The 24,611-nt window shown below is 50.9% G+C and carries 18 protein-coding genes, 1 tRNA gene and 1 other RNA gene; 9 read left to right on the top strand and 11 right to left on the bottom strand.

Annotation, left to right across the window (positions count from 1 at the left end):
- The first annotated feature begins 250 nt into the window (after positions 1 to 250).
- The 5 genes from SGBXF1_RS16400 (at position 251) to SGBXF1_RS16380 (ending at position 8,997) form a co-directional block, all read left to right on the top strand.
- Positions 251 to 877 carry a tail assembly protein gene (locus SGBXF1_RS16400; RefSeq protein WP_186427195.1) on the top strand — a complete coding sequence of 209 codons (627 nt, stop codon included), beginning with the start codon at positions 251 to 253 and terminating at the stop codon, positions 875 to 877.
- 53 nt (positions 878 to 930) lie between these two features.
- Complete coding sequence (locus SGBXF1_RS16395; RefSeq protein ID WP_186427194.1) at positions 931 to 4,098, top strand: TipJ family phage tail tip protein; 3,168 nt, start codon at positions 931 to 933, stop codon at positions 4,096 to 4,098.
- 334 nt (positions 4,099 to 4,432) lie between these two features.
- Positions 4,433 to 5,080, top strand: coding sequence for a hypothetical protein (locus SGBXF1_RS16390; RefSeq protein ID WP_186428525.1), 648 nt, complete (start codon positions 4,433 to 4,435; stop codon positions 5,078 to 5,080).
- 786 nt (positions 5,081 to 5,866) lie between these two features.
- Entirely contained in the window at positions 5,867 to 7,024 is a 1,158-nt protein-coding gene (locus SGBXF1_RS16385; protein ID WP_186427193.1) for a tail fiber domain-containing protein, read from the top strand.
- Positions 7,021 to 8,997 carry a phage tail fiber protein gene (locus SGBXF1_RS16380; RefSeq protein WP_186427192.1) on the top strand — a complete coding sequence of 659 codons (1,977 nt, stop codon included), beginning with the start codon at positions 7,021 to 7,023 and terminating at the stop codon, positions 8,995 to 8,997. Before SGBXF1_RS16385 ends, SGBXF1_RS16380 begins: the two co-directional genes overlap by 4 nt.
- Before the next feature lie 275 nt (positions 8,998 to 9,272).
- Here SGBXF1_RS16380 and SGBXF1_RS16375 read toward each other — a convergent pair whose 3' ends face one another.
- From SGBXF1_RS16375 to SGBXF1_RS16355, 5 genes are all read right to left on the bottom strand, one after another.
- A complete protein-coding gene (locus tag SGBXF1_RS16375; protein WP_037420871.1) occupies positions 9,273 to 9,515 on the bottom strand; it encodes a DinI family protein in 243 nt (80 codons plus the stop codon).
- A 143-nt stretch (positions 9,516 to 9,658) separates the two neighbouring features.
- Positions 9,659 to 9,788: non-coding RNA, RtT sRNA (locus SGBXF1_RS16370), on the bottom strand.
- Positions 9,789 to 9,791: 3 nt separating this feature from the next.
- A tRNA-Pro gene (locus tag SGBXF1_RS16365) sits at positions 9,792 to 9,868 on the bottom strand.
- Positions 9,869 to 9,946: 78 nt separating this feature from the next.
- Positions 9,947 to 11,728 (bottom strand): LPS biosynthesis-modulating metalloenzyme YejM, encoded by a 1,782-nt coding sequence (yejM, locus tag SGBXF1_RS16360; RefSeq protein ID WP_037420869.1) that lies wholly within the window; start codon positions 11,726 to 11,728, stop codon positions 9,947 to 9,949.
- A gap of 9 nt (positions 11,729 to 11,737) precedes the next feature.
- The gene (locus SGBXF1_RS16355) at positions 11,738 to 11,965 is read right to left on the bottom strand and encodes a YejL family protein (RefSeq protein ID WP_006317912.1); all 228 of its coding nucleotides are present in this window, start codon (positions 11,963 to 11,965) and stop codon (positions 11,738 to 11,740) included.
- A gap of 357 nt (positions 11,966 to 12,322) precedes the next feature.
- On the opposite strand from SGBXF1_RS16355, the gene yejK reads away from it, so the two are divergent.
- The gene (gene yejK, locus SGBXF1_RS16350; RefSeq protein ID WP_037420866.1) at positions 12,323 to 13,333 is read left to right on the top strand and encodes a nucleoid-associated protein YejK; all 1,011 of its coding nucleotides are present in this window, start codon (positions 12,323 to 12,325) and stop codon (positions 13,331 to 13,333) included.
- An 84-nt stretch (positions 13,334 to 13,417) separates the two neighbouring features.
- Here yejK and rplY read toward each other — a convergent pair whose 3' ends face one another.
- On the bottom strand, positions 13,418 to 13,702 hold the full coding sequence (rplY, locus tag SGBXF1_RS16345) for a 50S ribosomal protein L25 (protein WP_037420864.1): 285 nt from the start codon (positions 13,700 to 13,702) through the stop codon (positions 13,418 to 13,420).
- Between the two features lie 206 nt (positions 13,703 to 13,908).
- A complete protein-coding gene (radD, locus tag SGBXF1_RS16340) occupies positions 13,909 to 15,666 on the bottom strand; it encodes a DNA repair helicase RadD (protein ID WP_186427191.1) in 1,758 nt (585 codons plus the stop codon).
- Positions 15,667 to 15,974: 308 nt separating this feature from the next.
- On the opposite strand from radD, the gene rsuA reads away from it, so the two are divergent.
- From rsuA to SGBXF1_RS16325, 3 genes are all read left to right on the top strand, one after another.
- On the top strand, positions 15,975 to 16,688 hold the full coding sequence (rsuA, locus tag SGBXF1_RS16335; RefSeq protein WP_130381450.1) for a 16S rRNA pseudouridine(516) synthase RsuA: 714 nt from the start codon (positions 15,975 to 15,977) through the stop codon (positions 16,686 to 16,688).
- Positions 16,689 to 16,853: 165 nt separating this feature from the next.
- Complete coding sequence (locus SGBXF1_RS16330) at positions 16,854 to 18,062, top strand: Bcr/CflA family multidrug efflux MFS transporter (protein ID WP_037420858.1); 1,209 nt, start codon at positions 16,854 to 16,856, stop codon at positions 18,060 to 18,062.
- Between the two features lie 604 nt (positions 18,063 to 18,666).
- Positions 18,667 to 19,011, top strand: a complete 345-nt coding sequence (locus tag SGBXF1_RS16325; RefSeq protein ID WP_037420856.1) for a YejG family protein — start codon at positions 18,667 to 18,669, stop codon at positions 19,009 to 19,011.
- An 8-nt stretch (positions 19,012 to 19,019) separates the two neighbouring features.
- Here SGBXF1_RS16325 and yejF read toward each other — a convergent pair whose 3' ends face one another.
- From yejF to SGBXF1_RS16305, 4 genes are read right to left on the bottom strand one after another with little or no spacing between them, the layout of a single operon-like run.
- Positions 19,020 to 20,612 (bottom strand): microcin C ABC transporter ATP-binding protein YejF, encoded by a 1,593-nt coding sequence (yejF, locus tag SGBXF1_RS16320; RefSeq protein ID WP_186427190.1) that lies wholly within the window; start codon positions 20,610 to 20,612, stop codon positions 19,020 to 19,022.
- A gap of 1 nt (position 20,613) precedes the next feature.
- The gene (locus SGBXF1_RS16315) at positions 20,614 to 21,639 is read right to left on the bottom strand and encodes an ABC transporter permease (RefSeq protein ID WP_186427189.1); all 1,026 of its coding nucleotides are present in this window, start codon (positions 21,637 to 21,639) and stop codon (positions 20,614 to 20,616) included.
- Positions 21,636 to 22,730, bottom strand: a complete 1,095-nt coding sequence (locus SGBXF1_RS16310; RefSeq protein ID WP_061807980.1) for a microcin C ABC transporter permease YejB — start codon at positions 22,728 to 22,730, stop codon at positions 21,636 to 21,638. The genes SGBXF1_RS16315 and SGBXF1_RS16310 overlap by 4 nt, the downstream gene beginning before the upstream one ends.
- Before the next feature lie 10 nt (positions 22,731 to 22,740).
- The gene (locus SGBXF1_RS16305) at positions 22,741 to 24,549 is read right to left on the bottom strand and encodes an extracellular solute-binding protein (protein ID WP_186427188.1); all 1,809 of its coding nucleotides are present in this window, start codon (positions 24,547 to 24,549) and stop codon (positions 22,741 to 22,743) included.
- Between the last annotated feature and the right edge of the window lie 62 nt (positions 24,550 to 24,611).

Here is a 24,611-nt window from a genome sequence, read left to right as displayed (position 1 = left end):
CGTATAGAAATAGTAAGTAAGCCTAATTAGAAAGTGGTATTGCACTGGTGCTAATTAACGGTAGTGGCTATATAGATATATTAGAGAAAGAAGCTCAGTGGCAAGTTGTGTATAGAGGTGAAGCCGCAAACACCAATTGGGGGAAATAACCAATAGAAATGGTGAGGTTATATCTGACATTAAGTCATGTCTGTAAACATACATTTTCAATAAAACCCACCATCGGTGGGTTTTTTATAAGGGAAAATACATGTCGTTAATTGAAACTCCACTCAGAACGGTAAGGTTTCACGGACCGTTGATCAAAGCTTTTGGGAGAGAATTCAAGTATCGTGCTACGACGGTACCCAAAGCCATTGATGCAATGAAGAACTTGTTACCAGGTTTCGAACGCTACATGCTTGAAGCTCACAAACGCGGCCTGACATTTTCTATTTTTGTCGGTAAGCGTAATGTCCGGCAGGACGAGCTGGAGCTAACCAAAGGGACGGAAGATATTCACCTTGTTCCCGTTGTGATTGGGAGCAAGCGTGCAGGTCTATTCCAGACTGTGCTGGGTGTGGCACTTGTAGCCGTCGCTATGTACATATCTGCGGGGACTGCTGCGGGAGCTATGGGAGCATTTGCTGCTGGTGGCGCCACCGGCATGGCAGCGATGGCCGGCGCTTCCCTCGCCCTCGGCGGCATCCTCCAAATGCTCTCCCCGCAAATGGGGGGGTTGCGCATGCGGCAAGGCCCGGAAAATAAACCAAGCTATGCCTTTGGTGGCCCGGTCAACACAACGGCGCAGGGCAACCCCGTCGGCGTGTTGTATGGCACGCGTGAGATTGGCGGGGCGATTATCTCCGCAGGCATTTATACCGAAGACCAGCAATAACGACATCCGTTTGAACAGACAGCCGCAATAGCGGCTTTTTTTATGGGCGAAATATGGCACAGAACATTATCCGTGGGCGAAAAGGCGGCGGCGGTGGCGGCCACACGCCGGTAGAATCGCCGGACAGCATTCAGTCGATCGCCAGAGCGAAGATGCTATTCGCATTGGGCGAAGGGGAGTTTGCCGGCGGGCTGGATGGCACGAACATTTTTGTTGATGGCACGCCGGTATTGAGCAGCGACGGAACGGAGAACTTTCCCGGTTTCCGCTGGGAATTCCGTCCTGGTTCGCAGGTGCAGGAGTATATCCAGGGCATTCCCGCCGTCGAAAATGAGATCGTGATAGGCAGCGAATTGAAAAGCGGTACACCGTGGGTGCGTTCGGTCTCGAATCTGCAACTTTCCGCCGTTCGCCTTCGGCTTGGCTGGCCCATGCTGCAAAAGCAGGAAGACAACGGGGACGTCAACGGTTATCGCATCGAATATGCCATCGACGTGGCGACTGACGGCGGCAGCTACCAAGAGGTGTTAACGGCAGCGATCGACGATAAAACTACCTCGTTGTATGAACGTTCACACCGCATCAATTTGCCGAAGGCCACTACGGGATGGCAGTTGCGCGTACGCCGGCTGACGCCCAATGCTAACAGCGCCAGAATCGTCGATCGCATGAATCTCGGGGCGCTAACCGAAATCATCGACGCCAAACTGCGCTACCCGAACACGGCACTGCTGTATGTCGAGTTCGATTCCAAACAGTTCCCGAACATTCCGAAGATCAGCTGCAAACCGCGCGGCCGCCTGATCCGTGTGCCTGATAACTATGACCCAGAAACACGAAGCTATAACGGTGTTTGGACCGGTGGCTTCAAGTGGGCCTACAGCGATAACCCGGCGTGGGTGTTTTACGACATTATGCTGGCTGAGCGTTTTGGTCTTGGCGATCGCATCGACGCCTCCCAGGTATCCGAGTCTGAGCTATACCGTATTGCGCAGTATTGCGATCAACTTGTTCCTGACGGGCTGGGCGGCGACGGTACCGAACCGCGCTTCACCTGTAACGTTTACATTCAATCGCGCGAGGATGCCTGGACAGTTCTGAGCGATTTGGCGGGTATCTTTCGGGGTATGACCTATTGGGGGCGAAACCAAATGGTCGCCCTGGCGGATATGCCGCGCGATATGGACTTCACCTATACCCGCGCTAACGTTATTGACGGCAAGTTTACCTATTCATCTGCCAGCGAGCGCACCCGCTATAGCACGGCGATGGTTAGTTGGTCCGATCCCGCCAACCATTATGCTGACGCGATTGAGGCTGTTTTTGATAATGACTTGGTCCGTCGCTATGACGTTAACCAGACAGAGTTAACAGCTATCGGCTGTACCCGTCAAAGTGAGGCTAATCGCCGGGGGCGCTGGGCGTTACTGACCAACAGCAAAGACCGCACGGTGAGCTTCTCCGTCGGTCTGGATGGCATGATCCCTATGCCGGGGCATATTGTCGGCGTGGCGGACCAGATGCTGGCAGGCCGGGCAATTGGCGGACGCATCAGCTGCGTGGATGGCCGTAAACTGACATTGGACAGAAAGCCGGGTGCTAAAGCTGGCGATCGCCTGCTCGTTAACCTACCTTCCGGCAAGGCACAGGCGCGCACGGTACAGGCGGTGAATGAGCGCGTCGTGACGGTCACCACTGCATACAGCGAGATACCGACACCTGAGTCTGCTTGGTCGATCGACGCGGACGATCTGGCCGTTCAGCTCTATCGCGTGGCGGGCATCGCCGATAATGGCGATAACACCTTCACGATCAACGCGATGGAACATGATCCGTATAAATATGGCCGTATCGATACCGGCGCGCGTATCGATGAACGTCCAATCTCGATTATTCCACCCGGTGTTCAGGCGCCGCCGAAAAACATTGTCATAGACAGTTATTCCTCCGTGAGCCAAGGTATTGCCGTCACCACGATGCGCGCTGCCTGGGGCGCGGTTGAGAGTGCGATCGCCTATGAGGCGGAGTGGCGCAAGGATAACGGTAACTGGGTGTCGGTACCGCGTACGTCCGCGCTCGGTTTCGAAGTGCCGGGTATTTATGCTGGGCGTTACCTTGTACGGGCTCGAGCCATCAACGCCAGCAACGTTTCGTCTGTTTGGGCGGCATCGATGGAAACTCACCTCAAGGGCAAAGAGGGTAAGCCGCCGATGCCGGTCGGCTTCAAGGCATCCCCGCTGCTGTGGGGAATCCAGCTTGATTGGCGTTTCCCCGCTGGCGCTGAAGATACGCTGAAAACTGAAATCCAATACGCGGATAACGCTGCTGGCGGCAACGCCCTGCTGCTGGCCGATATTCCATATCCGCTCCATACCCATAGCATGACTGGCTTGAAGGCAGGGCAGGCTTTTTGGTTCCGTGCGCGGCTGCAGGATCGCACCGGCAATCAGGGCGACTGGACCGGTTGGATCGACGGGCAGGCGAATGCAGACGCCGGCGATTATCTCGAGAGCATCGGCGACGATCTGCTGACCACAAAAGACGGTGAACGTCTGGTGGGCGATATCGACACCAACATCGGCGCCATCTTGCAGAATGCGCTGGCCAACAACGCGACGGTAGAGCACCAATGGGCGCAGTACGGCGAAGTGCGCGCCGATATTTTGGTGGTGAAAACCACGATTGCGGAAGTTGATCGCGGTCTGGCTGAGATGAAAACCCAGGTGCAGGCGCAGATTGACGGCGTGACGGCGGTACTTGAGGACAAACTGACAGCGACGGTAGATGCAGACGGCGCGACGGCCATCCACACACTGAAAGCTGGCGTTCGGGTGAACGGCACCTTCTACAACGCCGGTATGTCTATCGCGGTATTGGCCGAGAGCGGCAAGCCAGTGACAACCCGCGTTGGGTTTAACGCCAATCAGTTCGTTCTGATGAGCGGGGGAAACAATAATCAGTATTCGCCGTTTGCCGTGGTGGATGGACAAGTGTTTATTAATGAAGGGTTAATTCAAAACGGGACTATAAGCAACGCGAAGATAGGGAACTATATTCAGTCGAATGATTATGTTGCTGGCAGGATGGGGTGGCGCTTGGATAAGAGTGGGAATTTTGAGATTAACGGCAGTAATGGCGCGGGTAGAAAAGTTATCACTAGCACTCTTGAACAAATTTTTGATTCTAATGGCAGGCTTCGTATGCGCTCTGGGCTTTGGTGAGGTGAGGTGAGGTGAGATTATGACTGGAGGAATTCAGTGCTGGGATGCTAGCGGAAAATTAATTGTGGATCTCGGAGACTATAATACTCGCTATATTGGCAGGATGCAGATATCCATGCCTGCGCAGTCCTTTCAAACAACAGCCCCCTATCCGGGATCAATTGAAAGTGGTTCATTCGGCGTTATTATATCAACTAGCAATGCTTCCCATCCCCCGGACCGTTATATGACTCGTGCCTACGATGGCGGTATGCGGCTGTACTGCATAGATCCCAGCTTTAATCAGACAGTAACGGTAACTATAGATGTGTTCAGTTTCCTTTAAGGAGGAATGGTGAGCGGATTTCAGTATTGGAATGAACATGGTGCTCTTATGATTGATTCAAACAATAAGGGTACCTATTATCAAGATAGCATGATATATGGTGGCATCTCAGATGTTGGTTTTTATCAAATATCAACAACTATAGGTAATAGTTCAGATATGGGATATGTATCAAATCGTTTCCCTATAAATGAAAGCCTTCGATGGTTTAAGCCAAACAGTGGTGCAAAAATGATTTTCGGCGATACAGACCTGATGACTGTGAATGCCGGGAGAATGGCGAGAACACGTAGTGATATGCCTGTTGAAAGTGGTTATAGAGATGTATTTAATGCAGAGGGTGAGCTAGTTTGGTCCGTCGTACACTCAGCGAAAATTCCACGCATTATTGGATTCTTTGACATTCCAAAAAATTTTGATCTGGATAATAATGCATACACTCAGGGAATTGGTGTAAATACATGGTTACTGGCAAGTAATGCGCCGGGAAATATCTCCTACGATGGAGAGGTTACTGGATATAGCGGGCTTTTCTTCCAATTTATCGGTGGTGCGTTATCATGTCAATGGATAAGTAAACATCAGAATTCCTGGAAGGAAACAATGCGACCGTATGGCTTGAGAATTCCATATGCAATACTTCCTAATCTAGAGTAATACAATTTTTTTTGAAAGTTAACTTAAATTCAAAGCTGAAAATTAAGCGAGAGATTATAATTTAATGTATGTTTTGATATCTAATGCTATGGAAAATTAAATTAATTGCCTGGAAATGATTTTTAATTTTAGCCTTTCAGGGTTTATACATATTGTATGCTACATTAGTGATTCAGAGATGACTTGAAATGTAAGAGTAATAAATAACCTAAATATATATTCAGCAGCTCTGTAGATAATCAAGTGAAGAACCGGAGAATCATGGAGAGAGAGGTAATTAAAAATGCGGCACTCAGATTTTTTTCGAGAGTGGATGGCGATAATTTAAAGAGCTTGAGCGCTTGCGGATTCTTGCTTTAGCATAAAGTTATGCAGGAATGTGGAAAAATTTATCATATCTTAGAATTCAAAGGTTACAAGGCATTAAGATGAGATGTTTTGTACTCATACGGCAGGAAGTAAAATAAATTTCTGACAACCATTTTCAATGCGATAACCTCGCTATCTGCAGACTTAATACATAGTACTTGAAATGTGAAATTATCGATGGATTAGAATTGGTTTGAAGTATCATAATCATTCCGTTATGTAGTCGAATTTAATTTAATAAAATATCACATGGTGAATTGCTATTTACTATTTATTCATTTTTTGAAGTTGGAGAAAAAAGTGAATGAAAAATTAGCGAAGCAATCATTTCATGCTTAATTTCAACAGTAGAACAACAAGGTTATAACACTAGGCCACCGTGCCGGTTTTTTTATTTCCAAAGTTCAGGAGAGCATCATGCCTACAGGCACTCTAACCCTAACAAATAACTCTGCAATAGTGAAAGGCGCTGACACGGCGTTCAATACCGAGTTAAAACCCGGCGATATGATTGTGAGCGTTGTCGGCGGTATCACCTATACACTGCCAGTGAAAGCTGTAGATAACGCCACACAGGTGGTATTAGTCAAAGCTTATGACGGGCCAACGCAGGCCATTGCAGCTTGGTATGCCGTGCCACGCGATGCGATGAACGTCATTACTGCCCAGTTGGCAGCTGAGACGGCCAAGGCCATGCGTGGTATGAATTACGATAAAGACAACTGGCAGCAGATATTCAGGGGTGCGGGAAATATTACCGTCAAACTGCCAGATGGAGGCACCTATACCGGTCAGGCTTGGAGTAATATTACGAATTCGCTTAATGATAAATTAGACAAGACTGTTACTACTGCCCAGGAAATAAAAGGTGCGCTATCTTTACAAGGTTCCCTTATTACAGGGCAAGAGGCAAATCTTGATGTCGGTGGCTATGCGAGGTTTAGGAAATCGGTCACGTTTGATGACTACATGTTACTCAAAAGTGCAGTGCAATTGAGCCCTGCAGATAACTATTCTACGTCAATTACTGCGACAAATACATTCACAAGTAATTCAGGAACAGTTCAAGGGCCAGCAATTACATCGCAGATTAAGGCCCAGGGTGTTGTTAAGCAAATGACAATGTCATTGCGGCAAGAGTTAAATGTCACCGATTATGGGTTTATTTCTTTTCAGGACTGGGCTGGAAGGTGGCATGAAGTCCGTCTGCAAAATAATGGTGACATGAATAACCTAACCGGAAATTGGGTTACCGGCTCAGATCGTAGAATTAAAACTGAAGTAGAAGAAATAAAAGACCCTATAGCACTCATTCGCGGGCTTAAGCTTTATACCGGCAAGCGCGATGGCAAACCATTTATCGGTGGGGTAGCACAAGAGATTGAAGAGAAATTGCCACAGGTAGTTGCTGAAGGCGGTTCTTTACAGTTGCAAAACGGGGAAACTATTAATCGAGTAAAATCTGTCGATTATTCAACACTGGGGTATGTGGCTCTGACAGCGCTTAATCAGGCTCTGGACAGAATAGAACGTCAGGACGAGTTAATCGAAAAAATAATGGAGAAATTGAAATGACATTAATCAGCGGTGTGTTAAAGGGGCCGTATGGTGACCCTCGCTCCGGCGTAACCATTACGATGCGCGCAGTAAAAACTTCGTCAACGGTATTGAGTCTGGCAAAATCTCAGTCGGTGACGGATGCAAGCGGTAAATACTCCCTGTCCGTAGAACCGGGCGCCTATGATGTTATCATCTCGGTTTACGGTGCACAGCCTGATCGGGTAGGCACCATTGAGGTTTATAACGATTCATTGCCAGGCACGCTCAATGATTTCTTGGGGCGCCCGGGTGAAATCGACATCACGCCAGAGATTGTGCAAACCGTCGATCGCCTACGTATAGAAGCGGCAGCATCTGCTAGCAAAGCGTCTTCATCCGCTGTGGCGGCGAAAGTCAGTGAACAGAATGCGGCAAAGAGTGCCGTTCAGGTAGCAATTGCCTTTGATAATGCACGATTCAAATTCCCGGAAAACAATACCAATGTTGCTGTATGGTTCCTGCTTGGGCGTTTTAAAAATGCAGGGCAAAATGGCGTTGGTATTGCGATTGATTTTTATGGTTCAAGCGGCTTTAACGGGTTCACTTATAATTCAGGCTTGTCACGATTAATGCTAAGAACGGGTAATCTTAGCGCCAGTGATACAACAAATAAGGTCAATCGCATTGGCGGCATTTTTATCAACGATACCGGAACGACGATTTCAGATATTCAGATTATTGAATCTAGCCGTGATAACTACGATATTTATGTGAAAGTTAACGCCTTTACCATCAACTGCTGGTACACCGTTGAGCAAATCACTTATGCCAATGCGGCGGGTCTGCGTTGGGAACACCGAGCGGAAAAACAATCGACGGATCCGGTCGGGGTGATGAAAATTGATATTCGTACCGGCGTATCGTTTTCGCAAGGTTTGGCATTACCTGATTATGCCACCGTTGCTCAATCAGCGCTTGCTGGTTTTGGTACAGGCCCAATTCATGTGGTTGATGCATTTTCGAAAGACAATAAATCCTCGATTCAACGCTACACGGCTGCGACGGCTAATCGGCCGGGCAACGTGTCTGGGGGATTATTAACACTGCCGGTGGATGGCGGGCCATCATGTTCGTATTTCGCCATCTCGGCATTGCGACAGGCTTGGGTGGGTACTTCAAATAATGTGCTGCCATCGGCCATCACTTGGTCTCGATTATTTAGCACTGCCGATCAACCTACGGTCGCAGACATCTCAAACCTCAAAGACTGGGGATTGAGTAAAGGCGTCACGGCGGCGGTTAAAGGTAACTTTAACGCACAAATGCAAAGCCGACGGAGTTATGTTGCCACAGATCCGATTGGCAATCCGTTCAAGGATACCGGCACCTACTTCCTCGATACACGTTCGTGGGCTGTCACGCAGGCGGGGACCGACGATAGTTATCGAACGGTACAGACCTGTTACGGCTATGGCGTTAATTCATCTCAGGTGGGTAAAATCGCGGTGCGAAGCTGGAGCGGATCCACATTTTCACCATGGGTCTGGATGTGGTCGGAAGCTAACACTACGGTCGACAGTAACGGTTTTATCAAAAAGGCCTCGCCGATAGCCAGGCTGTCCTGCGCGGTAGAAAAAATGCAGGCTGATTACCTGGATGGCGGTTTCACGCCAGTTGGCTGTGTGGCCGTCAACGGCGAAGCAAGTGGGGTTGGTGCAGAGCGAGTTTCCACCGGCGTGTACCAGATCACCGGTTCGCTGGGGCTGGCGGTAGAGGGCTGGACTATCGAGGTCCCCCAGGACGTTAACGGTAACCGCCTATGCTTTGTTGAAACCAGCGCCGGCAAAGACGGCACAATCTATGTGAAGGTCAGTAAACGCCGCTTTGATGTTGATACAGCGGCGATAGTGGCCGGTGAGCCAATGGATATTCCGGATGGTCGCTGGATAGATCTGCGCCTTAAAATGCCAGCCCTTTCAGTTTCCGATGGCATATTGCTGGATGGTTGAACTTGCAAATGAGTTTTAGCGTTAACGGCGGTGCATACGTTGACAATGTTCTGGACGTTGATTAGTTGAAATTTGGCAACGTATCGACTGCTTTGCTTTACTACTAATTCCTATCTGAAAATGCTGCTGGCACTGTTTGTGTCTGATAGACAGTGCTGGCGCATAATCATCTTTCCCAATCTCATTTTTAGTGAACAGCTAGCTACCAACTCAGCTTATTCGAGGTGTTTATGGTACAAGTTACTCTTAATTTCCTCGAAAACGGCCTGTCTCTATCAAATATCAGTAACCAGCCACTGATCCGATTCATCAAACATCTCTTCTAACATCCGGTTCAGCTTCTCACGATCACTTTTGCTGGCATCTGAATTTAACCCGTTGGCCTGCATTGGTTTTACCCGGACTTCTGCATCTGGAAACAGCGTATGAACTCGTTTTTCCAGCTCGAGGCGGATAATTTCTGCCGCATTTGGCAGTCCATCAACGTTGCGCTTGTCAAACACCAATTCTACAAACATAACTTACCTACAACACTGATTTAATATACAGTATATTGGCTTGGCGATGCGGTCTTGGCAAGGGAAAATAGATAATTTTATCCTGTGCACGAAGAGCGATTTGCAGGCATAAAAAAACCTGCTTTTTAGCAGGTTTTTCAATTTGGTCGGCATGAGAGGATTACGCGCATCTTCGATGCTTGCCCTACGGGCTGTTGCTAAAGCAACGTGATCTCGCTGCACTCGGTTCAAACCTCCTTCGGAGGTTCTTATCCTTTCAACGCAGGTGTTCAAATTTGGTCGGCATGAGAGGATTCGAACCTCCGACCCCCGACACCCCATGACGGTGCGCTACCAGGCTGCGCTACATGCCGATACTATGGAAAATTATACTACCCTTTCCGAACGCCAAAGCAAGACTACTCACGCCTGACTGATTGTATTTTAAGCAATTAGTTGGCGATAAAACGCTTCACGTCGGTCAACACCTGCAACAGCAGGGCGAGTTGTGGTTTCTCGTCTTTTATCTCTTTGTCGTTCTTATCGTATGCACGGTAGGTGCCATTGTTGTCCAGCACCAGGGTTTGTGTTGGTGTGGTGATAACTAACAGATTGTTATCGCCCGTGGCAATCCAGTTGTTCCTGCGCTGTGCGGTAAACAGGTCTTCCCCTTGAGAATAGTCATTAGGGGCTGTTTTCACGTGCAGCAAGCGTTGCATCAGTGTGCGCATCACGTCGTTATGACCGGTCAGTTTATTGATGGTCTGCGCCGGGGTACCTGGCCAATGGATTATCAACGGCACTTGCAATTGCTGCTGGTTGAAACTGCTACCAGCCCCCCAGTTGCCCTTACCGGTATCATTAAATTCAACGCCGTGTTCTGCCGTAATCACGACAACGGTTTTATCCAGCATGCCGCGTTCTTTCAGCGTGCTGATTACCTGTGCAATTTGTGCATCCACATCTTGCGCGCCAGTGCGGTAGCGCTGAATAAAATCAGCGGGGGCAGGGGTTTTCTCATCGGCTGCGGGTTCAGCACCGCGGAAATTGATGTAAGAGAACCATGGGCCATTACCGCTCTGGTCGGCCAGCCAGTTTTGCCATTGCTGCGTTGTGACCGAATCGTTTTGTTTGGTCGGTGCTGGCAGTGAGAAGTCTGTCAGCAGTGCCTGCCGGTAAAGGCTGGCATTGAAGCCATCAGATGAGAACAAACCAAACTGATAGCCCTGGGCGCTGAGCGCACTAACCAGCGCTGACGGTTTGCGTGAAGCGAGAATGCTGTCCAGATAGGTCGGTGAAATGCCGTAGAACAGGCCAAACAGACCGGTATCAGCATGATTACCTGAACTGTAATGATCACTGAAACGGACATTTTCCTGCGCGAAACGCGTAAGGGCAGGCATATCCTGCTTCATATCCTGTTCCCGTACGCCATCAACCACGATCATCAGCAGGTTATAACCACTGCCTTTGTCGCTATAGCTCAGGTCACTAAGTGGATATTCAACCGCAACGGCCTCTGGATTCCCTTGTTGTACCAACCGGCGCTCATATTCTTGCGAATCGAGCAGCCCGTGTTTCTCAAGGAATTTACGCGCAGTCATTGGGTATGACAGCGGCAGATTGGCTCGTTGCATGGTGATCGGGCGATAGAAATTGGCGTCAGCCCAGATATAAATCAGGTGCGATGCAAAAAAGGCGCTGATGAACAGCACGGCCAGCGGCTTGCCGAAACGTTGACGGTTTAGGCTGCGCAGCTTTTGCCAGCTCCAGGTACCAAACAACATCTCCACCAGGAATATAACGGGCACGCAGATAAACATCAGCTGCCAGTCACGCGCCAACTCACTCTGATCAGGGTTGATCACCAGTTCCCATACGACGGGATTAAGGTGAAGGTGGAAGTGCGTAAACACTTCACTATCTACCAGCAGTAATGTGAGCCCGGTAGTGGCCAGCGCGGCGGAAATAAACCGCAGCAACCGTTGCGACATCACCACAAAGGTGAGCGGGAATATCACCAACAGGTAGCCGGCGAAAACGATAAAGCTGAAATGCCCCAGTAAGCTGACCAGGGCATAAACCCGACCCAGCAGGGAAGAGGGCCAGTCGGTGACAAACAGGTAGCGGCTGCCCAACCCGAGGGCGAGCAGAATATTGAATAAGGCGAACCAGTGCCCCCAGCTAATCATCTGGGAGACTTTTTCACGATAACGCTGACGGTTTGTCACCATAAGTATTTATTAATGCGCTTTATCTTCACGAATAGAAGCCTGCAGAGCTTCTGCAAACGATCTTGCCAATGTTTTCCGCTGCGCGGGAGCAACACTGGTGTTGATCAGATTAGTTACCATGTTGCCCAGCACCATCAGAGATAGATCGGTGGGAGTATGGTGTTTTTCCAGAACATTAACCAGCTCAGAGAGCAGCTGTTCAACGTGTTCGTCACTGTAACGGGATGATTGTGGCATAAAATTGCGCTTCGTAGCCTGACAAAGTCCCATATCTTACCGTATAGGGCAGTGATTTTCCGCTCTTTTATCGATCCCCTTCATACTTGATGCAACAGCAACGCTGGCTGTTCTGGATTCATCGCACTCTCTGAGAGAGCTTGCCCTGCAAGCCGCGCTCAAATCTGCGCCTTTCAGGCTCATTCTCACATCAACGAACCGGCATTCGTACATCAGGACTCCCACATTACCCGTCCTATGGTCGTGCCAACAACCTTGGGAATTGCCCTTTGAATTTCACTTTCTCGCTGGTCTTTAAAGTTGCAGGGCAGGGACTTCAGTGTTTGAATACGCGGCTAAAGAACAGGAGGATTTACCATGAGTCTGGATATCGACCAGATCGCTCTGCACCAGTTGGTCAAACGCGACGAACAAACGCTGGACGTGGTGCTACGCGATTCTCTGCTTCCCACCAATGCGGCGGTGGAAGAGATGATGGAAGAGCTGCACCGTGTCTACAGTGCCAAGAGCAAGGCCTATGGCCTGTTCAATGAAGGCAGTGAGCTGGCGGATGCGCTGCGTACCTGCCGTAAGGAAGATAAGGATTTTCTGGCGTTCAGCCGAGCAGCGACGGGGCGCCTGCGCGATGAATTGGCCAAGTATCCGTTTGCTGAAGGTGGCGTAGTGCTGTTCGGTCAGTACCGTTACCTGGCGGTGGAATACTTGCTGATCGCGGTGCTGAACAGTCGCAACAGTTCGCGTGTTAATGAAGAGCTGGATATCAACACCACGCATTATCTCGATATCAACCATGCCGATATCGTGGCGCGTATCGATCTGACCGAATGGGAAACCAATCCAGAGTCGACCCGCTATCTGACCTTCCTGAAAGGGCGCGTGGGGCGTAAGGTATCCGATTTCTTCATGGATTTCCTGGCGGCGTCTGAAGGGTTGGACACCAAGGCCCAAAACCGGGGCTTACTGCAGGCCGTTGATGATTATTGTGCCGACGCGCAGTTGGATAAGAACGAACGTCAGTCGGTTCGCCAGCAGGTTTACAGCTATTGCAATGAACAGTTGCAGGCGGGTGAAGAGATTGAACTGCAAGAACTGTCAAAAGAGATCGCGCCGGTAGGCGAAAAGGATTTTTTGCAGTTCTCCAGCGAGCAGGGCTATCAGTTGGAAGACAGCTTCCCTGCCGATCGCGGTACGCTGCGCCAGTTGACCAAATTTGCTGGCAGCGGTGGCGGTATCAGCATGAACTTTGACGCCATGCTGTTGGGTGAACGCGTTTTCTGGGATGCAGCGACTGACACATTGACGATTAAAGGCACTCCGCCGAACCTGCGCGATCAGTTGCAACGTCGATTTAACAGCGGCAACAAGTAACTACACCAGATCGCAGACAATAAAAAACGCCGCAATTGCGGCGTTTTCTACTTCGGCGTCCCGAAAGGTTCGATTTCGTTGCGATTAAACGCGACGGAAGTCGATGTGAGCCAGTTTCGGCTTGAACGGGTGACGCTGTACAGCCTGAACTTTCACTTTGGTTTCTTTACCGTCGATAACCAGAGTTACTGCTTCGCTGTAGAATTCTGGTTTGGATTCCATGTTCTTAACAGAATCATGGTCCAGTTCGATGGAAACTGGAGCTTCTTCGCCACCGTAAACGATAGCTGGGAATTTGTTGGCAACACGCAGGCGGCGGCTCGCACCCTTACCCTGGTCTTTACGTACTTCTACTTTAATAGTGAACATTGTTTTTTCTCTTAAAAGAAAATTTACCCTGCTACAGGCGACCCAGTAGCAAGTTCGATTTACCCGCTGCCTTCCAGACCCTAGCCTGTAATGCATAAGGTATAACCTGCTTTAGCGCCGGGCGAACCCAGGCAAAGCGGGCGGCATTTTAACGGAAAGCCAGCCACAGGGCAATGGAAACCTACCCAATGTGCCTGCCGCCAACATCAGTACAGTTCATTGGCACGGCGGAAGCGGCCTTGATAATCGAACACTTTTTCCCTCACCTGCCAGAATTGCCCGCGCTTGCGTGCCACAACGAAATCTGGATGGCGTAGTAGCGCTTGCTGAGTCAGTACGTCGGCAGCCGTTTGCCAACTGAATGGCACCCCCGGTGCGCGCTGGTGAGGGCGTAAAAACAGCATCTCGAAGGCTTTACGCTGCGCCGGTGTCTGTAACCGGAAGCGTTCACTGGTGCTGGTACCTTCTTCGTCGTAATAGGTGGCCTTCAACCACTCGCCTTTTTCATCGCGACCACTTTGTAATTCCATACCACCACAACGCAGTACCAGGGCATCTTTTAATTTCAATGCTGCCTTTAGCATATCGTCGGGATCGACTAACACTTCCTGGCACTGATGGCAGCGGCGGGCCGCAATGTCGTTTTCTGCGCCGCAATGCGGGCAAATTTTGAAGCGGAAACGATAATCGCATTGTTCGCGATGACCTTCATCGTCTTCCAGCCAGCCTTGGCAACGGCGTCCGTAGTGTTCGATGATATCGCCACTCTCGGTACATTTACCCCAAAATAGGTTGGCGAAACCGCAACCGGGACAAAACACCTGTACCGGTTGGCTGTCACTGCGTGGCTTACTGACACCGACTTCCGGCGTGAACAGGTCGTGCGGATTACCCGCGTAATCGAGGATCAGACAATCTTCTTTGCCGGGCGACAACCGCAGCCCACGACCGACAATTTGCTGATACAGGCTGACTGATTCAGTCGGGCGAAGAATGGCAATCAGATCGACGTGCGGCGCATCAAAGCCAGTGGTTAACACCGCGACATTGACCAGGTAGCGTAATTGCTGCTGTTTGAACGCCTCAATCAGTGCATCACGCTCAGCGGCAGGGGTTTCGGCGCTGACCAGTGCCGCTTCGCCAGGTGGCAGTAAGCCGTAGATTTCACGTGCATGTTCAACGGTGGAAGCAAAAATCATCACTCCCTTGCGGGTTTCAGCATATTCAACGATCTGGCTGATGATGTGTGGCGTGATACGATTTTGCTGTTTGAGCTCACGGTTCAGGTCAACCTCACTGAACAATCCGTTGCTTCTGGCCTCCAGACGGCTGAAATCATACTGTACAATAGGCATATCCAGGCGTTCCGGCGGGACCAAATAGCCATTTTTGATCATATAACGCAGCGGCAACTCATAAATGCAGTCGCGAAACAGGCTGCTGGCATCGCCGCGGGTAAAGCCATGATAGTGGTACTGATAAATCCAGCCTTTCCCCAGTCGGTAAGGGGTCGCTGTCAGGCCCAGCAGGCGTAACTGCGGATTGGTTTTTTGCAGATGCTGGATAATCTGTTGGTATTGGCTGTCGTCATCGTCGCTGATGCGGTGGCATTCGTCGATAATCAGCAGGGAAAAGGCGCCGTCGAACAGCGGCAAGTTACGCGCCACCGACTGCACGCTGCCGAATACCACCTTACCGGCACTGTCTTTTTGCTGTAATCCGGCAGCAAAGATATCTGCGTCCAGCCCATAGGCGCAGTATTTAGCGTGGTTTTGTGCCACAAGCTCCTTTACATGGGCCAGCACCAATACGCGGCCGCGAGCGCGTTTTGCCAGCTCGGCTATCACCAGGCTTTTGCCCGCGCCGGTGGGCAGCACGATCAGTGCGGGCTGCGGATGTTGGCGGAAATGTTTGATGGTGGCTTCGACGGCTTCCAACTGGTAAGGGCGTAAAGTAAAGGCCATAAATTAACGCCTTGAATTGATGGGTGCCGTCAGGAACAGGTTTTGTAACATCTGAACCCAAAAAAACAGTGACATTTTACTCCCCTGACGGCTAAATAATTTCTATATTATGCCTTCTGAGCGCTTGTGGTGCGAGACATGTGGAAATTAGCTCTGTCAGGGTGCCGTTTCCGCCGCTATACTCGTGTGACAGTAATCGCTGTTTCCCCCCCTTCGATCCTGCCCTGTTGCACTTGGTGCAACTGCGGGTGTCATATTTTAGCAATACGATCAATGCGATCATAACAACGACAGGCAAAGCAGATTCAATGCGACTGGACAAGTTTTTATCTCAGCAGTTAGGTGTTAGCCGCGCGCTGGTAGCGCGTGAACTTCGGGCAAAACGCGTCACCGTGGATGGTGAAGTGGTGAAGAGCGGCGCACTTAAGCTAACGCCGGAGCAGGAAGTGGCGTTTGACGGTAATCCACTGCAGCGTCAGAACGGCCCACGTTACTTTATGCTGAACAAACCACAGGGTTACGTCTGTTCTACTGACGATCCCGATCACCCGACGGTGCTGTATTTTCTCGATGAGCCGGTTGCCTACAAGCTTCATGCTGCTGGCCGCCTGGACATTGATACCACGGGTTTGGTGCTGATGACCGACGACGGTCAATGGTCACACCGTATTACCTCACCGAAGCATCATTGTGAGAAAACCTATTTGGTGACGCTGGAACATCCACTGGCGGAAGATACTGCGCAACAATTTGCCGACGGTGTGCAACTGCATAACGAAAAAGATCTGACACGACCTGCGCAACTGGAAAAAATTGAAGACAAACTGGTGCGTTTGACCATCAGCGAAGGGCGTTATCACCAGGTGAAACGTATGTTTGCAGCGGTCGGTAACCGAGTTCTCGAACTGCATCGTGAACGTATCGGTGCCATCGTGATGGATGAAGATCTGGCAGAGGGCGAATACCGTCCACTGACCGAAGAAGAAATTGCCAGCGTTGGTGCACCGCACCTGCAAGATTAATTTATACCCATCATCGTTCACGCTGCATTTTTGTTGGTTGCCTGCGCTTTCCCCAGTCACGTACGACGTATATGTGACCGGGGATGTTCCTGGTGGTCGCCTCAATGCAACGGGAATGATTGAAGGGATAACCACACACTACGGCTGATGAAGGAGTCGTCGAACGTGCTACAGAACCGGTCATCTCACCTCGGTTTGATTTTTATTCTGGGCCTGCTGTCCATGTTGATGCCGTTGGCTATCGACATGTACCTGCCCAGTATGCCGGTGATTGCTAAACAGTTCGGCGTCGAGTCGGGCAGCGTGCAGATGACGCTCAGCGCCTATATGCTCGGCTTTGCTTTGGGGCAGCTGTTCTATGGGCCGATGTCGGACAGCATTGGCCGCAAGCCGGTGATCCTGTGGGGAACGTTGATCTTCGCCATTGCAGGTGGTGCTTGTGCAATGGCGCAATCGATTGATCAACTGATCAACCTGCGTTTCCTGCATGGGCTGTCAGCCGCAGCGGCCAGCGTGGTGATTAATGCCCTGATGCGCGATATGTTCACCAAAGATGAGTTCTCGCGCATGATGTCGTTTGTCATTCTGGTGATGACCATTGCCCCACTTCTTGCACCGATGATCGGTGGTGCGTTGTTGTTGTGGTTCAGCTGGCATGCGATTTTCTGGACGATGGGCGCGGCAGCGCTGATCGGCTCGCTGTTGGTCGCGTTCTTTATCAAGGAAACATTGCCTAAAGAGCGGCGACAGAAATTCCATTTGCGTACTACGTTAGGCAACTTCGGCTCCTTGTTCCGCCACAAGCGTGTGTTGAGCTATATGCTTGCCAGCGCCTTCTCATTCGCTGGTATGTTTTCGTTTCTCAGTGCCGGGCCGTTTGTGTATATCGAACTGAATAACGTTTCACCGCAGCACTTTGGCTACTATTTTGCACTGAACATTGTATTTTTGTTCCTGACAACGCTGGTCAACAGCCGCAATGTAAGGCGACTGGGGGCGGTCAAGATGTTCCGCTTAGGGTTGTTTGTTCAGTTGGCAATGGGGTTATGGTTGTTGGCGGTGAGCGCTGTGGGATTGGGCTTCTGGGCGCTGGTCATTGGCGTTGCAGTTTATCTGGGCTGTATCGCTATGATCTCATCAAACGCCATGGCGGTGATCCTGGATGATTTTCCGCATATGGCGGGTACGGCCTCTTCATTGGCTGGGACGTTACGTTTCAGTATCGGTGCGTTAGTGGGGGCGGTACTGGCTATGGCACCAGGCAAGAGCGCATGGCCGATGGTTTCTTCCATGGCGTTGTGCAGTATCGTTGCTGTCCTGTTCTATCTGTATGCCAGCCGACCACGGCATAAAGCCTCGCCTGCTACCCCGTAGTGTGATTATGCCCCACTCAGGGTCCCCGCAAATGGGGTCTTGATTGGGGTAAACTTTCCGTTCTCTCCCCCTCAGATATCTAATGATAGAAAAGTCATGGCTGCTAAGCATCAGCGTGCTAACTAAATGTGCGCGAGTATGCTGTGTTTTTTTTGTTAAAAATAAGGCTTGTTCTACACCGGATAACCACGGGGTGTAACGCGTTATGTTTTACCTGGGGATAGCGCTTAATTTGTTTTAACGATAATGATAATCAATGAGTTATATCGTCGAGACTTTCTGCGGCTCGAGGTTAAATGTTTCCGCAATGTAAAATTATGAAGGGCAAAAAGTAGCCGCATTGCAAGAAAAAAGAGTTGTGATTGCGACAGGAAAGGGTTACATATAACGCAAAAATGCGAGCTGAGTCGCAAAATGCCGTGAAACGACACCGCACGGCGCATGAAAACAGTATGACATCAGCACGCGCAGGGCTAAGTTAACTAGCTGTGACGAATTTACATTTAAATAACATTTGTACGCAGCAGAGTCGGTAGTCAACGGCTATAACTTAGTAACCCTGTCAGGTAAAAAGTGTTTCACCTTTTCAAACTAGGGATTTCATGTGGAAAGTATCCAACTTTCGGTAGTGCATCGTTTGCCGCAAAGTTATCGTTGGCTATCAGGTTTTACCGGCGTCAAGGTTGAACCAATTCCGCTCAGCGGAATAGACGAAGATAACAACCTGATTGGCCTGAAATTACTCAGCCATGAAGGCGCTGACGCTTGGCATGTTATGCAACAGCTTAATGTGTCGTTGCAAGAGATTCAGGTGGACTGCGCCGTTGTGGAGTGGGAAGGGGAGCCTTGCCTGTTCGTGCAGCGCTGTGACGAAAGCGCCACCATGTGTCGCTTAAAAAATGTAGGCGCTGCGATTGCTGAACCTATGAGCGCCCAATACCCTTTCTGATCCCGTCGCTAGTCCGCCAACTGTAGCAGTTGTTGCGTATACGCGGCGGCGGGCGAATTAAAGATCGTCTGACAGTCACCTTGTTCGACCACTTCTCCCTGCCGCAGCACAATCACTTGATGGCACAGCGAACGCACCACCTGCAAATCATGACTGATAAACAGATAGGCCAGTTGGTGGCGTTGCTGCAGTGATTTCAGCAGCGTCAGGATTTGTGCCTGTACTGATTTGTCCAGCGACGAGGTCGGTTCATCCAGGATCAGTAACTGTGGCTGTAAAATCAGTGCACGTGCGATGGCGATGCGTTGGCGCTGACCACCAGAAAACTCAGTTGGGTAACGGTGACGTAGGGCAGGATCCAGCCCGACCTCCTGCAACACGTCGATCACCCTTTGCTCTCGCTGTTCGGCGTTTAATTTCTGGTGTACCTCTAACCCTTCGGCAATGATTTGCAGCACATTCAGCCGTGGATTGAGTGCGGAATAAGGATCCTGGAACACAATCTGCATTTGGCTGCGGTACGGCAGCATTTGCTTCATGCTGAACTGGTGCAATGGCTGACCGTTAAACCACATCATACCGCCAGCGTTTAGTAGACGCAGTAACGCCAACCCTGTGGTGCTTTTCCCTGAACCAGATTCGCCCACCAGTCCGATACTTTCCCCTTTCTTTAATTCAAAACTCAGCCCTTTCAGCGCGTAATTGTGGCCAACCGTGCGGCGTAACAGTCCGCGCTTGATCGGGAAGCTGACTTGCAGATTTTCCACCTTCAACAGTGGCGCGGCATCTGCCGGCAGCGGTAATGGCATGCCGATATCTTCTGCCGCCAACAACTGCTGGGTATAAGGGTGTTGTGGGTTGCAGAACAGCCTGGACCGACTGTTCTGCTCGACGCAACGGCCATGGCGCATCACGGCCACATTGTCCGCCAGGCGGCGCACAATATTCAGGTTGTGGGTGATAAACAGTAGCCCCATGCCCATCTCTTGCTTGAGCTCTTTCAGCAGCGACAGGATCTGTGCCTGAATGGTCACATCGAGCGCGGTAGTGGGTTCATCGGCAATCAGCAGTTTGGGTTGGGTTAACACCGCCATGGCAATCATCACTCGTTGGCGTTCACCGCCGGAAAGTTGATGCGGGTAATCTTTTAACCGGCCTTTGGCGTTGCGGATACCTACGCGATCCAGGCACTGGATAATCTCGCCACGCGCAACGTCGCGTCGCATACCGCGATGCAGTGCCAACACTTCCGTCAGTTGTTTCTCAATAGTGTGCAATGGATTGAGCGACACCATCGGTTCCTGGAAAACCATCGAAATCTGGTTACCGCGAACTTTGCGTAGTTCGGCCTCTGGCGCGTGCAGTAACGAAGCGCCATTAAACTGGATATCACCGCCGGTATAAACCACAGGAGGTGACGGCAACAGGCGCAGTACTGATAGTGCAGTGACGCTTTTACCCGAGCCGGACTCACCCACCAGCGCCAGCGTTTCTGCTTTTTCTATCTGCAACGAAATGCCGTTGACCACCGGATTCAGTTGGTCTCCCTGACGGAAAGCAACACTGAGATCCTGAATTGAAAGCAGAGGAGGGCTAGCCATATCAATGCGCCTTGCTGGGGTCAAAGGCGTCGCGAACCGCTTCGCCGATAAAAATGAGGAGAGACAGCAATACTGCCAGCACCAGGAATGCGGTGATGCCGAGCCACGGTGCCTGAAGATTGTTCTTTCCTTGCAGCAACAGCTCACCCAATGAGGGTGATCCGATTGGCAGACCGAAGCCGAGGAAATCGAGTGAGGTTAGGGTAGTGATAGAACCGCACAGGATAAAGGGTAAAAAGGTCAGCATAGCCACCATTGCATTAGGCAGCATATGGCGATACATAATGACTCTGTCCTGTACCCCCATGGCACGAGCGGCACGGATGTAATCGTAGTTACGGGTGCGCAGGAATTCGGCGCGCACCACACCCACCAGGCTCATCCAGCCAAACAAAATGGTAATACCGAGCAGCCACCAGAAATTGGGCTGTACGATACTCGACAGCAGGATGATCAAAAACAGCGTCGGCATGCCCGACCACACCTCAATAAAGCGTTGGCCCCATAGATCAAAGCGGCCGCCGTAATAGCCTTGCATCGCGCCCACACAGACGCCAATCACGCTTGAGAATAGCGTTAGCGCCAGCCCGAACAGCATTGAGATACGAAAGCCATACAGTACGCGGGCCAGCACGTCACTGCCGTTGCTGTCGGTACCTAACAGATTATGGCGTGAAGGGGCTGAAGGGAAGGGCACATCGGTGGCGAAGTTAATGGTGTCGTAACTGAAGCGAATCGGTGGCCAAACGGCCCATCCGTGCTTTTCGATCTGTTGCTTTACGAACGGATCCTGGTAATCGGTTGTGGTATGCAGCTCTCCGCCGAAAGTGGTCTCGCTGTAGTCAATGATGAACGGCAGGTACAAACGGCCTTCGTAACGGACGAGCAGTGGCCTGTCGTTGGCGATCAGGTTAGCGCCTAAGCTGAGAGTAAACAGCACTAAAAAAATCCACAGTGACCAGTAGCCACGACGATTGCTGCGAAAACGTGCCCAACGGGCCTGATTGATCGGGCTTAAGCGGCTCATTGGCGGGCCTCGAAATCAATGCGCGGATCGACCAGGGTATAGGTGATGTCGCTAAGGATATTCAAGAGCAAGCCAATCAGGGTGAAGATATACAACGTGCCGAACATCACGGGATAATCCCGTTGCAGGGTAGCGTCGTAACCCAGCAGCCCCAGTCCATTGAGCGAAAACATCACCTCGATCAACAGTGAACCGGTGAAGAACATGCTGACAAAGGTCGCTGGGAAGCCTGCGATAACCAGCAGCATCGCGTTACGGAACACATGGCGGTAAAGGATTTTTTTCTCGTCGAGCCCCTTGGCGCGAGCGGTCACCACGTATTGTTTGCGGATTTCATCGAGAAATGAATTCTTGGTAAGCATAGTGAGGGTGGCGAAACCGCCAATCACTGTCGCCAGCACCGGCAGCGTAATATGCCACAGGTAATCGGTTATTTTGCTGTACCACGGCAGGGCATCGAAGTTGCTCGAGACCAGACCGCGTAGTGGGAACCAATCGAGGTAGCTGCCGCCAGCGAACAGCACAATCATCAGAATGGCGAACAGGAAAGCAGGAATAGCATAACCGATGATAATCAGGGTGCTACTCCAGGTATCAAAGGCGCTGCCGTTATTGACGGCCTTGCGGATACCCAGCGGTATCGACACCAAATAGATAATCAGCGTGCTCCATAACCCCAGGGTAATGGAAACGGGCAAGCTATGGCCAATCAGTTGCATTACCGATGCGCCGCGAAACAGGCTGTCGCCAAAGTCGAAGCGCATGTAGTTCCATAGCATGGTGAAATAGCGCTCATGCAGTGGTTTGTCGAAGCCATAACGTTTGGTGATCTCGGCGATCACTTCCGGATCCAAGCCGCGTGAACCGCGGTACTGGCTATCTGTCGCACTACCGACACCGATGCGTGAATGACCCAACCCTTCACCCACGCGACCACCGCCGAAGCCACTGCTTTGACCCATTTCAATAGTGGCAATGGCTTGATCGACGGGCCCGCCGGGGGCGATCTGCACGATGAAGAAGTTGATAGTGATGATCGCCCATAACGTGGGGATAATCAGCAACAGTCTGCGAATCAGATAAGCCGCCATCGCAGACTCCTTATTGTTGTTGGGCCGGTAAACGGGCCGCCTTGTTAACGTCAAACCACCAGTTGTCGAACCCAATCACGTAGGCCGGGCGGATTGGCGGAGTGGAGAACTTATCCCAGTAAGCATAGCGATCATGATTGGAATACCACATTGGCAACATATACCTATTCCAGGTCAACACCCGATCCAGTGCACGACCAAGCGGCAGAAGGGCTTTTTCATCCCCCTGATGTGCAGCGATCTGTCTGACCAGGTTGTCGACTGCCGGATCGGTGACGCCGGCAGTATTCCAACTGGAATCAATGTATTTGGAGTCCCAAAGTTGTTTAAGGCTGGTACTGGGGAACGGCATCGCCAGATAGACCGTTGGCATCATGTCGAAATCACCGTCGCGCATGCGTTTGGTGAATTGTGAAATGTCGATCTCACGGATCTGCATATCAATGCCCAACCTTTTCAGATTGTGCTGAAACGGTAATACGTACTGGAAGTTGCTACCGCTCAGTAACATCAATTCAAAGGTAAACGGCTGGCCGGTTTTGCTGTTCACCAATTGTTGGTTTTTCACTTCCCAACCGGCCTGCTTCAAGAGTTGAGTGGCCTTTAGCAGATTTTGGCGATCATTGCCGCTGCCGTCAGAGGCCGGTGGCTGGTAAATACTGGTGAACACCTCCGCTGGTACTTTTCCCTTCAGCGGTGCCAGCAGTGCCAGTTCGGCCGCGTCTGGGTAGCCATTGGCAGCGTATGGGGTGTTTTGGAAGTAGCTGTTAGTACGTTGATAGGCGTTGTAATACAGTGCCTTATTCATCCAGTCGAAGTCGAAGGCCAGCGTGAGAGCTTCCCGCACCCGAGGGTCGGCGAACAGCGGTCGCCTCATATTGAAGGCCAACCAGCGGGTGTTTTGCGCCGACTGGTTGGTCTCGTCTTGTTTGATTATGTAGTTACGGGCGAAATTGCCGCCCTGATACTGCGTCGCCCAGCTTTTTGGCGAGCCTTCGATACGGAAGTCATAGGCACCGGCTTTGAAGGCTTCCAGTGCGACTTTGTCGTCGAGGTAGTAGTCGTAACGAATGCTGTCGAAGTTAAAGCGGCCGCGGTTGACCGGCAGGTTGGCGGCCCAGTAATCGCGCACGCGTTGGTAGGTAATGTATTGGCCGAGCCGATAGCTGGCAATCTTGTAAGGACCGCTGCTGAGTGGTGGCGTGTTCAGCGGTTCATTCAGTTTATGATCTTTCCAAAAACTTTGCGGCAAAATAGGGAGGCTGAACAGCCCGAGCAGTTTGTCTTTATCGGGTTGGGGGAATTCTATACGCACTGTCAGACGTGAGATGGCCTTGACCGTAATGCCCTTATACAGCACGCGAAATTGCGGTACGCCTTCGGTCATAAATTTATTAAACGTGAAAGCTACGTCGGCGGCGGTAATAGGTGTGCCGTCGTGAAAACGGGCGCGGGCATTAATATCCAGCTCCACCCAGCGCATATCCGCGGGGAAGCGGGCCGATTCGGCAATCAACGGATAGTAACTGCCGATTTCGTCGTCTGAGGTGGTGAACAGCGTGTCATACAGGGCGTCGGTTCGTTCGCCAGGCACGCCGCGTGGGGCATAGCGGTTAAAATTATCATAGGTACCTATGGCTGCAAGGCGCACGTCGCCACCCTTCGGTGCTGCCGGGTTGACGTAGTCATAATGGCTGAAGTCAGTGGCATATTTCGGCTCACCGAGTTGGGCGAAAGCGTAGCTTTCATTGAGGGTTTCGGCCTGCAAGCCAAAACTCAGTGCTGAGAGCACCAGGGCAGCAAAAACGCGCACGGACATCTTAACGGTAAGCTCCTGCTGTAAAGTCAGTTAAACCTGCGGCCGGTAGACTCTTTTTTGCC

Origin of the sequence: Serratia grimesii, from assembly GCF_900186025.1 — a bacterium.
Taxonomy (GTDB): Bacteria; Pseudomonadota; Gammaproteobacteria; order Enterobacterales; family Enterobacteriaceae; genus Serratia; species Serratia grimesii.
Note: the sequence above shows the minus strand (reverse complement) of the source record. Positions and strands in the feature narration are given on the sequence as shown.

What these genes read in the sequence shown, in the direction of transcription:
- SGBXF1_RS16400 (WP_186427195.1), top strand. Translation starts at nt 251, where the DNA reads ATGTCGTTAATTGAAACTCCACTCAGAACGGTAAGGTTTCACGGACCG.
- SGBXF1_RS16395 (WP_186427194.1), top strand. Translation starts at nt 931, where the DNA reads ATGGCACAGAACATTATCCGTGGGCGAAAAGGCGGCGGCGGTGGCGGC.
- SGBXF1_RS16385 (WP_186427193.1), top strand. Translation starts at nt 5,867, where the DNA reads ATGCCTACAGGCACTCTAACCCTAACAAATAACTCTGCAATAGTGAAA.
- SGBXF1_RS16380 (WP_186427192.1), top strand. Translation starts at nt 7,021, where the DNA reads ATGACATTAATCAGCGGTGTGTTAAAGGGGCCGTATGGTGACCCTCGC.
- SGBXF1_RS16375 (WP_037420871.1), bottom strand. Translation starts at nt 9,515, where the DNA reads ATGTTTGTAGAATTGGTGTTTGACAAGCGCAACGTTGATGGACTGCCA.
- yejM (WP_037420869.1), bottom strand. Translation starts at nt 11,728, where the DNA reads ATGGTGACAAACCGTCAGCGTTATCGTGAAAAAGTCTCCCAGATGATT.
- SGBXF1_RS16355 (WP_006317912.1), bottom strand. Translation starts at nt 11,965, where the DNA reads ATGCCACAATCATCCCGTTACAGTGACGAACACGTTGAACAGCTGCTC.
- yejK (WP_037420866.1), top strand. Translation starts at nt 12,323, where the DNA reads ATGAGTCTGGATATCGACCAGATCGCTCTGCACCAGTTGGTCAAACGC.
- rplY (WP_037420864.1), bottom strand. Translation starts at nt 13,702, where the DNA reads ATGTTCACTATTAAAGTAGAAGTACGTAAAGACCAGGGTAAGGGTGCG.
- radD (WP_186427191.1), bottom strand. Translation starts at nt 15,666, where the DNA reads ATGGCCTTTACTTTACGCCCTTACCAGTTGGAAGCCGTCGAAGCCACC.
- rsuA (WP_130381450.1), top strand. Translation starts at nt 15,975, where the DNA reads ATGCGACTGGACAAGTTTTTATCTCAGCAGTTAGGTGTTAGCCGCGCG.
- yejF (WP_186427190.1), bottom strand. Translation starts at nt 20,612, where the DNA reads ATGGCTAGCCCTCCTCTGCTTTCAATTCAGGATCTCAGTGTTGCTTTC.
- SGBXF1_RS16315 (WP_186427189.1), bottom strand. Translation starts at nt 21,639, where the DNA reads ATGAGCCGCTTAAGCCCGATCAATCAGGCCCGTTGGGCACGTTTTCGC.
- SGBXF1_RS16310 (WP_061807980.1), bottom strand. Translation starts at nt 22,730, where the DNA reads ATGGCGGCTTATCTGATTCGCAGACTGTTGCTGATTATCCCCACGTTA.
- SGBXF1_RS16305 (WP_186427188.1), bottom strand. Translation starts at nt 24,549, where the DNA reads ATGTCCGTGCGCGTTTTTGCTGCCCTGGTGCTCTCAGCACTGAGTTTT.